9 protein-coding genes are annotated in these 13,015 nt (G+C 73.0%); 5 read left to right on the forward strand and 4 right to left on the reverse strand.

The features are described 5' to 3' along the window. The first annotated feature begins 172 nt into the window (after positions 1 to 172). From HQM25_RS11875 to HQM25_RS11885, 3 genes are read left to right on the forward strand one after another with little or no spacing between them, the layout of a single operon-like run. On the forward strand, positions 173 to 793 hold the full coding sequence (locus HQM25_RS11875; protein WP_172990422.1) for a PadR family transcriptional regulator: 621 nt from the start codon (positions 173 to 175) through the stop codon (positions 791 to 793). Continuing rightward, positions 790 to 1,506: an ABC transporter ATP-binding protein gene (locus HQM25_RS11880; RefSeq protein WP_172990423.1), complete on the forward strand. Its 717-nt coding sequence runs from the start codon at positions 790 to 792 to the stop codon at positions 1,504 to 1,506. Before HQM25_RS11875 ends, HQM25_RS11880 begins: the two co-directional genes overlap by 4 nt. Further along, a complete protein-coding gene (locus tag HQM25_RS11885; protein ID WP_254359307.1) occupies positions 1,503 to 4,364 on the forward strand; it encodes an ABC transporter permease in 2,862 nt (953 codons plus the stop codon). The genes HQM25_RS11880 and HQM25_RS11885 overlap by 4 nt, the downstream gene beginning before the upstream one ends. A 150-nt stretch (positions 4,365 to 4,514) precedes the next feature. Here the strand turns inward: HQM25_RS11885 and HQM25_RS11890 are convergent, their stop codons facing one another. Then, entirely contained in the window at positions 4,515 to 6,254 is a 1,740-nt protein-coding gene (locus HQM25_RS11890) for a SulP family inorganic anion transporter (protein ID WP_254359308.1), read from the reverse strand. 37 nt (positions 6,255 to 6,291) lie between these two features. On the opposite strand from HQM25_RS11890, the gene HQM25_RS11895 reads away from it, so the two are divergent. Both HQM25_RS11895 and HQM25_RS11900 read left to right on the forward strand, forming a co-directional pair. Beyond that, on the forward strand, positions 6,292 to 8,154 hold the full coding sequence (locus HQM25_RS11895) for a DEAD/DEAH box helicase (RefSeq protein WP_172990424.1): 1,863 nt from the start codon (positions 6,292 to 6,294) through the stop codon (positions 8,152 to 8,154). An 84-nt stretch (positions 8,155 to 8,238) separates the two neighbouring features. Further along, the gene (locus HQM25_RS11900) at positions 8,239 to 9,594 is read left to right on the forward strand and encodes a hypothetical protein (protein WP_172990425.1); all 1,356 of its coding nucleotides are present in this window, start codon (positions 8,239 to 8,241) and stop codon (positions 9,592 to 9,594) included. Between the two features lie 200 nt (positions 9,595 to 9,794). On the opposite strand, the gene hpf is transcribed toward HQM25_RS11900, so the two are convergent. The 3 genes from hpf to HQM25_RS11915 all read right to left on the reverse strand — a co-directional run bounded on the left by hpf (position 9,795) and on the right by HQM25_RS11915 (position 13,013). Further along, the gene (hpf, locus tag HQM25_RS11905; protein ID WP_172990426.1) at positions 9,795 to 10,454 is read right to left on the reverse strand and encodes a ribosome hibernation-promoting factor, HPF/YfiA family; all 660 of its coding nucleotides are present in this window, start codon (positions 10,452 to 10,454) and stop codon (positions 9,795 to 9,797) included. A gap of 88 nt (positions 10,455 to 10,542) precedes the next feature. Then, positions 10,543 to 11,235 (reverse strand): ComF family protein, encoded by a 693-nt coding sequence (locus HQM25_RS11910; protein ID WP_172990427.1) that lies wholly within the window; start codon positions 11,233 to 11,235, stop codon positions 10,543 to 10,545. A 107-nt stretch (positions 11,236 to 11,342) separates the two neighbouring features. Beyond that, positions 11,343 to 13,013 carry an LpqB family beta-propeller domain-containing protein gene (locus HQM25_RS11915; RefSeq protein ID WP_172990428.1) on the reverse strand — a complete coding sequence of 557 codons (1,671 nt, stop codon included), beginning with the start codon at positions 13,011 to 13,013 and terminating at the stop codon, positions 11,343 to 11,345. Between the last annotated feature and the right edge of the window lie 2 nt (positions 13,014 to 13,015).

Consider the following 13,015-nt stretch of genomic DNA (forward strand, 5'->3'; position numbering starts at 1 on the left):
ATCCGGCCGTGACCTTGACGTGCGCTGGACGATGGATGCTTCGCCCGGCGCGAACACGCCGCGGCGCGAACACGCCAGGCGCACCGATGCTTCCCTTTGCATGCCCGGTATGCATATACTCGGCAACCAGATACCCGGTATGCATACCCGGCATGCAGATAGGAGCCCACCGATGTCGGTGCGACAGAGCCTGTTGGCGATCCTCGACCAGGGGCCGTGCTACGGCTACCAGCTGAGGACGGAGTTCGACCGCCGGACCGGGTCGACCTGGCCCCTGAACGTCGGCCAGATCTACAACACCCTCGACCGGCTCGAGCGAGACGGGCTCGTCGAGAAGGGCGACGTCGACGAGCACGGCCACGTCTACTGGCAGATCACGCCCGCGGGCTCGGCCGAGGTGGCGGCGTGGCTCTCCTCCCCCGTCGAGCGCTCCGGCGGCACCCGCGACGAGCTCGCCATCAAGCTGGCGGTGGCCGCGACGCTCCCTGGCGTCGACGTCGCCGCGGTGATCCAGACGCAGCGGCGGGCATCGCTGGCCCAGCTCCAGTCGCTGCAGCGCGCCAAGTACGCCGGCGCCGACCCGCACGGCCCGGAGGAGCTCGCCTGGGCCCTGGTCGTCGACTCCATGATCTTCGCTGCCGAGGCCGAGGTGCGCTGGCTCGACCACACCGAGCAGCGCCTGGCGCTGCATCCCGAGCACGCCCTGGCCCTGGAGCTGTCGACCGAGCGGCCCAAGCGCGGGCGCCCCGCGAAGGCCGACGGCGCCGCGATCGAGACGGCGGGCTCGCGATGACCGCGGCGGTGCTTCGCCTGATCGGCGTGACGCAGCAGTACGGCTCGGGGCCGACCGCGGTATCGGCGCTGTCGGGCGTCGACCTCGCCGTCGCGGCCGGCGAACTGGTCGCGATCATGGGCGCCTCGGGCTCAGGCAAATCGACGCTGCTGTCGATCGCGGGGGGCCTCGCCACGCCGACCTCGGGCGAGGTCGTGATCGAAGGTGCGCACCTGTCGACGCAGACCCCGCGGCAGCTCGCGGCGCTGCGACGCCGGTCGCTCGGCTTCGTCTTCCAAGATTTCAATCTCATCCCGACCCTCACGGCGCTCGAGAACGTGACGCTGCCCCTCGAGCTCGACGGCTTCCGAGCCCGGGTGGCGCGCCGTGCGGGTCGGGATGCCCTCGCATCGGTCGGCCTCGCCGAGAAGGGCGACGCCTACCCCGACGATCTCTCCGGCGGTCAGCAGCAGCGTGTCGCGATCGCCCGGGCGGTCGTGGGCGGGCGGCGGCTGATCCTCGCCGACGAGCCGACCGGTGCGCTGGACTCCGTCACGGGGGAGCTCGTGCTGCGGATGCTGCGGGCGAGAGTGGATGCCGGTGCCGCCGGCATCCTCGTCACCCACGAGGCCCGGCACGCCGCGTTCGCCGACCGGATCGTGTTCCTGCGCGACGGCCGCATCATCGACGAGTCGCGCCGCGATGGCGCCGAGACCCTCCTGGCCCGCGCGTGACCGGCGTGCTGGAGGCGCCCGCCGCTGTCGACGACGCCGCCCCCGCGCCGGCGCGCCCGCGCGGGGCGACCGCAGCGCGGTGGCGGGTCGCCGGCCGCCTCGCGCGCAGGCAGGTGCGCCGCACCGGCCTGTCGAGCCTGCTCATCGCGACCCTCGTCGCACTCCCCATCGCCGCGATGACCGCCTACGGGGTGTTCGCGGCGAGCACCCTGGGCACCGCCGAGGACAAGGCGGACGTGGAACTCGGGAGCATGCAGGCGTGGATCGCGCCGGTCGGGGTGCCCGGCGAGGGGTTCTGGCAGGCGCCGACGCAGCCGCTGTGGAACGGGTACCCGGCCGAGCCCGGCCAGGGCTGGGTCGTCCCCGAGGGCGATCCGGTGGAAGACCCGACCGCGTTCCTGCCCGCCGGCACCGAGTCGCTGCTGATCGCGGAGGGAAGCGCCCGTGTGGAGACGCGCGCGGGCCTGGGCCTCGTGCCGGCGTGGACGGGCGACACGTGGGACCCGCGGTTCGCGGGCGCCTTCGACCTCGTCGACGGCGCCCGCCCGACGGGTCCCGACGAGGCGATGGTGACCCCCGCGACCCTCGAGCGCCTCGGCGTCGGGATCGGCGGCGACCTCGTGCTCGCCGACGGGACCGCGACCTTCGAGATCGTCGGCACTCTGGATGCCGGCATCCTGCGTGACGAGGAGAGCGCCGTGTTCCTCCCCGGCACGGCCGCGGTGCGCGCGCTCGTCGGCGGCGACCAGCGCTGGTATCTGCCCGATCTCGCCCTGACGTGGGACGACGTGCAGGCCCTCAACGAGGAGGGCGTCGTGGCGTACTCGCGGGAGGTGATGCTCGATCCGCCGACGCAGCTGCGCGAAGAGGTGAAGGGGTCGGTCGCCGACAGCTGGTCGATGATGTGGCAGACCGTGCTGGTCGCGTCCGCGGGCGGCCTGTTCGCCGCGTACGTCGTCGTGATGCTCGCCGGCGCCGCGTTCGCGGTGGCGGCCCGCCGCCAGCAGCGCTCGCTGGCGGTCGCCGCGAGCGTCGGGGCCGACCGACGCGACCTCTCGCGCACGATCCTGCTGCAGGGCACCGCGCTCGGCGCCGTCGGCGGGCTCGCGGGCGTGGTGCTCGGCATCGGCCTCGCCGCACTCATCATGACCCTCACCGCCGACGGCAGCGCGATCCAGTTCTGGGGCTTCCACGTGCCGTGGCCGGCCCTGGCGGCGATCTTCGTGTTCGCGGTGGCGGTGGGGACGGCATCCGCCCTGGTCCCCGCCCGCACGGTCGCCCTCACCGACGCGCTGAGTGCGCTGCGCGGCGCGCGGCGCCCGCAGAAGCCGAAGGGCGCGCGCCCGGTATGGGGCTCGATCGTGCTCGTCGCGGGTGTGGGGGTCACGATCGCCTGCGCGTTCATCGTCGCGGCCGTGAACGCGTCGGATCTGCCGTGGGATTCGCCGTGGCGCTACATCCCGGCGTACGGGATCGTCATCGGGCCGATCCTCGCGCAGATCGGCATCCTGATGTCCGGTCGCTGGCTGCTGTGGGTCACCGCGCGCGGTCTGTCGCGGGTGGGGCTGGCCGCCCGGCTCGCCGCGCGGGATGCCGCCGCCAACGCGGGGCGGACCGTTCCGGCGTTCGCGGCGATCGCGGCGACCGTGTTCATCGGCGTGTTCGCCGTCGCGCAGTCCTCGATGCAGACGGCGCAGAACGCTCGGAACCACTACTACCAGGCGCCGCTCGGCACCGTCGCGATCAGCGTCTGGCCGGGGTGGGAGCCGACCACGGGCGAGGTCGAGGCCGAGGATGCCGGGGCCGGTGCCGCCGCGGCGCGGGAGCTCGCCGCCGATGCCGGCGCGACCGATGCCGCCGTCGTCGCCCGCCAGCAGGGGTTCTGGGCGTACGCGTCGGAGAGCCAGGTGCCCGACGACGCGGTGTGGGTCATGGCGGTGCTTCCCGAGGAGCATCTGCTGGACCCGGAGGTGCAGGACACGTGGATCGGTGCCGACCCGGACAACCCGCTGTCGGTGATCGACCCCTCGGAGCTCGAGACGGCGCTCGGGACGGACCTCTCCCCCGCGCAGCTGGACGCCTATCGGGAGGGCGCCGCGCTCGTCGCCGACGAGCGCTTCGTCACCGACGGCACGGTCGAGATCGGCGCCTGGGCAGGAGCCGACCACTACGCCGGCCGCACCCCCTTCAACATCTGGATCCGCGATGCGTCCGCCCCCGCCGTGGCCGATCCGCTGCGCGAGGAGCGTGTCGACGCGATCGTCGTGGATGCCCCGCTGCAGCCGGTGACGATCGCCGTCGCGCCCGCGACCGCCGAACGGCTCGGCATGGCGGCGACTCCGGAGCGCGTCGTCGCCACCTTCGCCGAGCAGCCGACGACCGTTCAGCGCGACCGCATGCAGGCGGAAGCGGAGCTGCGCAGCGGTGGGGACTTCACCCTCGGCGTCGCCGTCGAGGACGGCCCTCCCAGCGATCTGCCGTGGCTCGTTCCGCTGCTCGCCGTCGTCGCCGTGCTCGTGCTCGGCGCCTCGGCCGTCGCCCTGGGCCTGGCCCGGTTCGAGCGGCGCCCCGACGACGCGACCCTCGCGGCCGTCGGCGGCACACGGTCGCTCCGCCGACGCATCGCGTTCTGGCAGGGCCTGGTCATCGCGGGCTTCGGCACCCTCGCGGGCGCGGCCGCCGGCATCCTCCCGCCCATCGGCTTCGCCATCCAGTCGCAGGGGAACCTGCTGCTCGGCGATGTGCGGTGGGCCCTGCTCGGCGTGTTCTGCCTCGGCCTGCCGCTGGCGATCGCGCTGGCGAACGTGATCGTGCCGCCGCGGCATCCCGACCTCACCCGGCGCACCGCCATCACGTGAGACGGATCACACCCCCGTCGACACTCGCTTCATGAACCGTCAGAGAGGACCCGCCATGCCCCAGAACCGTCCGCCCATCGACCCGGCCGCCCTGCATCTGCCGCCCACCGAGGCGATCGACATCTCCGAGATCCTCGCGCTCGAGGCCGCTCAGCCCCGCTGAGAGCCCCTGCCCTGCCCGGCGCCCGGGAAGGCCCTGACGGCGGTGTCGAGGTCGGCGTAGACGTGATCGTCGGGCACCCGGCCGCGCAGGCCGTAGATGCGCAGGGTCTCGAGCACGTCGGACTCGGGTCGCGCCACGATGAGGTCCACACCGTGGGCGTCGAGCCAGTCGATGAGGCCCGAAAGCGCCACGCCCGCCGAGTAGTCGATGTCGGAGATCCCGGCAGCGTCGAGGATCAGCCAGCGCACGGGGTGCGGCGCCCCCGTCACGAGCCGCTGCACCTCCTCGACGAAGCGCGTCGCATTGGCGTAGAACAGGTCGGCGCCGTAGCGGAACACGATCAGCCCCGGCGCGCTCTCCCCGCCGGGGGCGGCGGGCACGTACTCGTAGCCGCGCTTGCCGCGCACACCGAGCACGAAGGCGTGCGCGAGGTACTGCCTCCCGACGACGTCCAGCAGCGACAGGGCGATCGCGAGGATGACCCCGGCGCCCACTCCCACGATGAACACCGTCAGCGCAGTCGCGGCGGCGATGAAGAACTCGCGCCGGCGCACGCGGGCGACCCGCACGAGACCTTTCACGTCGATGAGCTCGAGGCCGATGACGAAGACCACTCCGCCGAGCACGGCCTTGGGCAGGTCGGTGAGCAGGTCGGTGAGGAAGAGCAGCACCACCAAGGTCACGGCGACGACCGTGAGGTTCGCCACCTGCGTGCGCCCGCCCTGGCCGTCGAGGATCTGGGTCTTGGTCGGCGAGCCGTTGACCACGAAGGTCCCGCTGAATCCGGCGGCGAGATTGGATGCCGCGAGCCCGACGATGTCGCGGTTCACATCCGCGCGATCGCCGTGCTTCATCGCGAAGCTGCGGGAGGTCGCCGCACTCTGGGCGATGATGATGATGAAGCAGGCGAAGGCCGTGGACAGGACCGCCGGCAGGTCGCCCCACGTGATGCCCGCGGGCAGCCCGATGGGCGGGAGCCCGCCCTGGATGGCGCCGACGACCTCCACACCGTACGCGGAGGCATCCGTCACCGTCGCGAGGATGAGCAGGCCCACCACCGCGATGATCGCGCCGGGGATCTTGGGCAGCCACGCCTTGAACGCGAAGATGACGGCGATCGTCGCCGCGCCGTAGCCCAGCGTCGGCCAGGAGACGCTGCCGAGGGAGGTCAGCCAGGCCCACTGCTGCTCGAACCAGTTTCCCGAGCCCTTCGGGACGCCGAGGATGTCGGGGATCTGGCCCGTCGCGACCTGGATGCCCACCCCGGTGAGGAACCCGATGAGCACCGACGACGACAGGAAGTCGCCGATGAACCCGAGCCGGGCGATCCGCGCGATCACCAGCAGCACGCCGCACACGAGCGCGGTCAGACTCGTCAGCCCCACCCACTCGGGCGAGCCGGGGGTGGCCCCCGAGACGCCCGCGGCCACGAGCCCCGAGGCGAGGATCGCGGCCGTCGCCGAGTCGCCCCCGACCACCAGCATCTTCGACGAGCCGAGCAGGGCGAACGCGAGCAGCGGCAGCAGGATCGTGTAGAGGCCCGTCACGATCGGGGTCTGGGCGATCGAGGTGTAGCCCATCACCTCGGGGATGGCGATCGCCGCGAGCGTCACGCCCGCCAGCACATCCCGCGGCAGCCAGGCCGCCTTGTACCCGCGCATCGACACCGGCACGAGCGCTTTCGGCAACGCCATGGTCCCTCCCCAGACGAGGTCGTCGCGTGGCATCCTGTCGTCTCACAGGCGTCGCGCACTACTCTGAACTGTGACCGAAACCGAGAGCCTTGTCGAGAGCGCGGCAGCCGAGCAGCCCGTCGAGACCCCCCGCGAGAAGACGTTCGCAGACCTCGGGCTCGGTGAGGCGGTGCTCAAGGCCCTCCGCGAGATCGGGTACGAGACCCCGTCGGCGATCCAGGCGGCGACCATCCCGACACTCCTCGACGGGCGCGATGTGGTCGGAATGGCCCAGACCGGCACCGGCAAGACCGCGGCCTTCGCGCTGCCCATCGTCGACCGGCTCGACGTCTCGCAGAAGAGCCCGCAGGCCCTCGTGCTCGCCCCGACGCGGGAGCTCGCACTGCAGGTGTGCGAGGCGTTCGAGAAGTACGCGTCGCACCTGCGGAACGTGCACGTGCTGCCCGTCTACGGAGGCCAGGGCTACGGCGTGCAGCTGTCGGCGCTGCGCCGCGGCGTGCACATCGTCGTGGGCACCCCCGGCCGCATCATCGACCACCTCGAGAAGGGCACCCTCGACCTCTCGGAGCTGAAGTACCTCGTGCTCGACGAGGCCGACGAGATGCTCAAGATGGGCTTCGCCGAAGACGTCGAGACGATCCTCGCCGAGACGCCGGACACCAAGCAGGTCGCCCTCTTCTCCGCGACGATGCCCGCCGCGATCCGCAGGATGTCGAAGCAGTACCTCCACGAGCCCGAAGAGATCACGGTCAAGACCAAGACCACGACCTCCGCCACCATCACCCAGCGCTACCTGATCACGGCGTGGCAGCAGAAGATGGACGTGCTCACGCGCATCCTCGAGGTCGAGAACTTCGACGGCATGATCGTGTTCGGAAGGACCCGCTCGGTGACCGAGGAGATCGCCGAGAAGCTGCGCGCCCGCGGGTATTCCGCCGCAGCGATCAACGGCGACATCGCCCAGCCGCAGCGCGAGAAGACCGTGAACCAGCTGAAGTCGGGCAAGCTCGACATCCTCGTCGCCACCGACGTCGCCGCCCGCGGACTCGACGTCGAGCGCATCTCGCACGTGGTCAACTACGACATCCCCACCGACACCGAGTCCTACGTGCACCGCATCGGCCGCACCGGCCGCGCCGGCCGCTCGGGCGATGCGATCTCGTTCGTGACGCCCAAGGAGCGCTGGCTCGTGCGCGCCATCGAGAAGGCGACGCGCCAGGAGCTCACCGAGATGGGCCTTCCCAGCGTCGACGAGGTCAACGAGACCCGCCTGTCGCGCTTCGACGACCGCATCACCGCGGCCCTCGCCGAGAACGAGCGCGTCGACCGCTTCCGCGACATCGTCGCCCACTACGTGCGCCACCACGACGTGCCCGAGGTCGACGTCGCGGCGGCCCTCGCGATCGTCGCCCAGGGCGAGACGCCCCTGCTGCTGGAGCCCGACCCCGAGCCCAAGCGCGAGCGGGGCGAGCGCGCCGACCGCGGTGAGCGAGGCTTCGACCGCGACGACCGCGAGCGCGGCCCCAAGCGCGACCGCACGCCGCGCGAGGGCTTCGCGAACTACCGCATCGCCGTCGGCCGCCGCCAGCGCGTGGAGCCGCGTCAGATCGTCGGCGCGCTCGCCAACGAGGGCGGCCTGCGCCGCGACGACTTCGGCGCGATCCAGATCATGCCGGATTTCTCGCTCGTCGAGCTTCCCGCCGACCTTCCCCAGGACACCTTCGACCGCCTGGCCGACACCCGCATCTCGGGTCAGCTGATCGAGCTGCGCCTGGACACGGGGCGTCCGCAGCGCCGCGACGGCGACCGCAAGCCGTTCCGCAAGGACGACCGCTCCGGCGACCGCCCGCGCCGCGGATACGGCGATCGTGACGACCGGCCGCGCCGCGACTACGGCGACCGCAAGCCGCGGCACAAGCGCGACGAGGGGTGAGCCTGCGCGCGACTGCGCGGACCGCCGGGCCGCGGCATCCACAGCCTTCAGCCGCCTCCCAGAACGCCCCATAGGATCGAAGGCATGGCCGGATTCTGGGGCAGACGCAAGCGCGAGCAGGAAGAGCTGGCGGCGCAGGACGCCGATCTCGCGCGTCGCGCGAAGACGGCGCTGGTCGCCGCCGACGAGCGCATCCGCGTGACCTCCGACGAGCTGGTGTTCGCCGACGCCGAGCTCGGTCCCGGGGCCACGAGCGAGCTGCGCGACGCCGTCGAGTCGGTGCGAACGCACCTGCAGGAGGCGTTCCACCTGCACCAGCTCAACCACGACGAGATCCCCGACACTCCCGAGGAGCTGCGCACCCGCAACGCGCGCATCGTGCAGCTGTGCGAGTGGGCCGAGGATCTGCTCGACGATCGCACGTCGGCGCTCGCCGAGCGCATCGCGCTGGCCCGCCGGGCTCCCGAGATCATCGCGAAGGTCCGCAGCGATGCGGTGCGGCTGCGGGCGCGCATCCCCGATGCCCGCGACACCGTGCAGCGCATGGGCGCGAGGTACTCCCCCCACGCGCTGGCGCAGATCGAGGCGAACCCCGCCGAGGCCGATCAGCTCCTCGGCTTCGCCGAGCACAGCGCCGGCATCGCCGAGCGCCGCCGCGAGGCGGGGCAGCGCGAGCAGGCGAACATGGCGCTCGAGGCCTCCACGGAGGCGGTGCGGCGCGCCGAGACGCTGCTCGACGCGGTCGAGACGTTCGAGGTCGAGGCGCTGCGCGCGGAATCCACCCTCGCCGCCATCGTCGAGGACTCCCGCGAAGACCTGGTGGTCGCCCTCCGCGAGCCGCAGACGCCGGGGGTCACCACGGCGATCGCCGCGCTGCAGCGGGCCCTCGCGGCCCTGCCGGCGGCGGGGGTCAACACCGACCCCTTCGAGCAGCTCACGCGCCTGCGCGAGGCGAATGCCGGGCTGGATGCCGCCATCGCGGCCGCCCGCGAGCGCGCGGCGCGTCCGATCCCCCCGCTCGAGCACGTGCGCCACGCGATCGACGACGCGGATCGGCAGCTGGCGGTCGCCCGCGATGTGATCGCCGGGCACCGCGGCTGGATCGGCGCCGACGCGCGCACCCGGATCGCCGAAGCCGAGCGCGTGCGGGTCGACCTCGACCGGTACCTCGGCACCTCGGCGGCGGCCGCCGTGAACATCGACGAGGACCACCGCGAGCAGGCCTTCGCCATGGCGCGACGCGTCGCCTTCCTCGCCAGCGAGGCGCTGCAGCTGGCGCAGCGCGACATCGACCAGTCGCGTCCGCAGGGCTACGACCAGTGGGGCGGCGGCCCCCAGGGCGGCTGGGGCGGCGGTCGCCGCGACGGCGGCAGCGGGGTGATGGGCGGCATCCTCGGCGGCCTCGTGATCGGCAGCCTCCTCGACGGCATGTTCGACTGATCACCCGCCCCGCCCCTTCCTCCCCGCGCCGAGGGTGCATCGCCGCGTCGAGGGTGGGTCTGCACGCCGAGAGAGCGGCGCGAATGGTGCTCTCTCGGCGCGCAGATGGACTCTCGCTGCGTGGTCGGTGGCGGGCGGGGCCGCACACGACCGCGCCCCGGACCTCGAGGCCCGGGGCGCGTGTCGAAGAGTGGATGCCTCTACGAGGCGACCGCCTCGGGTGCGGCCTGCGTCGTCAGCGAGATGACGCCGTAGTCCCAGCCCTTGCGCCGGTACACGACGCTCGGGTGGTCGGTGCGGGCATCGACGAAGAGGAAGAAGTCATGGCCCACGAGCTCCATGCGATCGACGGCCTCCTCGACCGTCATCCATTCGGCGTCGAACTCCTTCGTGCGGATCACGACCGGCGTGTAGTCGGCCTCCTCCGCGTCGGGGGTGATGACCGGGATCTCTCCCGTGGCCACCGCCCGCAGCATGTCGACCGAAGCGGGCTGCACATCGATGCCCTGCAGTGCGCCGCTCCCCTTCTCGAACTTGGCCCCCCGCGGGTGGTTCCGAGCGTCGACGCGCTTGTCCTTCGCGCGCCGCAGCTGCTCGCAGAGCTTGTCGACCGCGAGGTCGAGCGCGGCGAACTTGTCGCCGTCGGTCGCCTCGGCGCGCACGAGCGGGCCCTTGCCGGTGACCGTGAGTTCGACCGTGTCGTCCTCCATCCGGCCGTTGTGGTAGGCGCGGTGGGTGACCTTGATATCGACCCGCTGCGCGCGCGGAGCGAGGTGCTCGATGCGGGTTGCCTTGTCTTCGACAACCGAGCGGAATCGATCGGTGATTCCCACTCCCACGCCGACGATGCTGGTATCCATCCCTGACCTCCTTGTTCCGGTCCACCCGGCCAAGGGCGGACCATCAGTCGCCTTGTCCCCACCACGGTAGCCGTGGACCGCTCCCCTGTCACCTGTGAGTTTCGAATGCGACAGATCCCGTTCCGGCTCCCGACATGCGGGGGCTGTACCGGCGCGGCGTGGCGGCCACCGCGGCCGCGGACACGACCTCGGCGCCGGCTGCCCGGAGCGCCCGCACGGCCTCGGCGAGCGTCGCCCCGGTGGTCACGACGTCGTCGATCACGATGACGCGCAGCCCCGCGGCATCCCGCGCCCGGAGGGTTCCGGCGACGTTGCGCCGCCGGTCGTCGCGGCCGAGCCCGCGCTGGTCGGCCGGTGCGCGCACGTGGGCCAGCAGCCGCGCCGTGGGCAGTTCGGCGCGCCGGGCGATGAGGTCCACGACCCGGTATCCGCGCCGCCGGAACGCCGCGCGTGTCGTCGGGATGGGCACCACGACCGCGCCCGCACCGGCGGTGCCGGCGTCCGCCGCCGCGCGCAGAGCCGGTGCCAGTGCCCGGGCGAGTCCGGTGCGTCCGTCCTCTTTCAGCGCACGCAGCACGCGCGCGGGCACCCCGTCGAAGGCGAGTCCCGCCCACACGGGCACCCCGCCGGCCTCCCCGGACCGGCGGGGATCCGGCCTCAGCGCCGCGCTGCACGCCTCGCACAGCCCGATGTCGGGCTCGTCGCACCCGGCGCACTCCACGGGCAGCAGCAGCGTCAGCGCGCCGGTCAGGGCCGCGCGCACGGCGGGATCCAGTGGCATGAGGACACTCTGGGCGCGCGCAGCCCCGCCGGCGCGCGCGGAGGGGCACCTGTGGAGCGAAGCAGACCCTCACGCTCCTGGGGAGGAGGCGAAGCGACGGCTCGGCGCTATTGGGGCGTGCCCTGCTGGGTGGCGAGGACCAGCACCCCGGTGGCGGTCTGCGTCCAGTTCACCCCGCGCTGCACGAGCAGCGCCCCGTCGTCGAGGTGCACGCGGAGATTCGACGCCGTCGCGCCACCGGCGAGGGTCAGCGACCCCGTCGGGGCGGCGCTGGTCTCGCCGGGACCGCCGACGGGCTGCTCGAGCACCGTCGGCTCCGCCTCGCCGGCGACCAGGACCGCCACGGTGGCGTCGTCGATCCACGTGAGACCCCGCGCCGCGCTCGGCAGCTCCCCCAGCACGGCCGGTTCGCCGAGTCGCTCGGGGACGCCGTCGGCGCGCACGATCCCCGCGATCCAGACCTCGGCGCGGCCGCCGACGGTCACGGCCGCCGCGAGACGGGTGCCGTCGCGGGAGACCGCGATCGCGGAGATGCCGGTGGCGCCCGGCAGATCGCCGGCGAGATCGATCACCGTGTCATCGGGTGTGACCGCCCACAGTGCGGACGGGAGCCCCGTCGGCACGGACCACACCGTCCCGGTCCCGTCGACGCTGGGATCGACAAGTCCCGCCCTCTCATCGACCGTGGCGACCTGCCCGTCGTCGCGCACGCGCACAACGAGGCCGTCGCCGGTGCGCACCGCGGCGACGTCGCGATCGGGAGCGACCTGCACCGCCGCCGGCGAGAGATCCGCGATCGCCGGCGACAGTCCGTCGACGGGCGTGAGGTCGTCGCCGACGAGGAACCCGAAGCCGGCCTCGGTGAGCACCAGCGGCGGACCGGCGACCCTCGTCGACCGGGTGGCGACCGTGCTGGCGCTGAGCGCCGTGTCCGACACCGACATCTCGACATCGCTCACGCCGGCGGTGGCCAGGCTCGTGACCAGCTGGGTCTGCATGCGGTCGAGCGTCTCCTGGTCGAGGGTGAGCGCCTCCGCGGAGAGCGAGACGTCAGCGACGCCCGCCGACAGCGGCACGGAGGCCGGGTCCAGCGTCACCGCGTCGGGGAACGCGTTCACCACGGACTCGGCGAGCCACGGGCTGGGCGCGCCGTCGGCGAGGGCGTCGACGATGCGCACGCGCGCCGTGTTCGTCGGGAACCAGCGCAGATCGGGCACGAGGTACGTCCAGGTGGGGTCGAAGTACTGCACCGCGTAGGCGTGGAAGACGCTCGGGAACACGTCCTCCGCCAGCACGATCCCGTCGGGGGCGGCCGTGATGCGCCACTCCCCGTCGTCCTGCAGAGCGAGCGAGAACGTGAGGTCGCTGGCGGCGCCGTCGCTGGGCGCGTACGTCCCCTGCGCGTCGACGATCGCCTCGGTCTGCAGGGTCGCCACGACCGTGCCCTCGCCGGTCGCGACGTAGGTGCGGTCGCCGCTGTCGATGGTCACCTGCGCCGAAGGATTCCAGGTGCCCCGGAACGACGGAGCGAGATACTCCTGAGCCCGCGCCCAGTTGGCCGTGGCGCCGGTGCCGGCGCGGATGAACCCGTCGACGATCTGCTCCGGCGTGGCGCCGGGCTGGGGCAGCGCGGGCCGGAAGGCGAAGTCCGGCTCGCCCAGATCCTCGCCCGCGGCCAGGCCCGGGGTGACCGGCCCGGTCGTGGGCAGGCCCGCGCACGCGGCGAGGGCGAGCGCGGCCACGAGCGCCGTCGCGGCGCTGAGCAGTCGGCGCGGCATCC

It is taken from the genome of Microbacterium hominis, assembly GCF_013282805.1.
In the GTDB taxonomy this organism is placed as follows: domain Bacteria; phylum Actinomycetota; class Actinomycetes; order Actinomycetales; family Microbacteriaceae; genus Microbacterium; species Microbacterium hominis_B.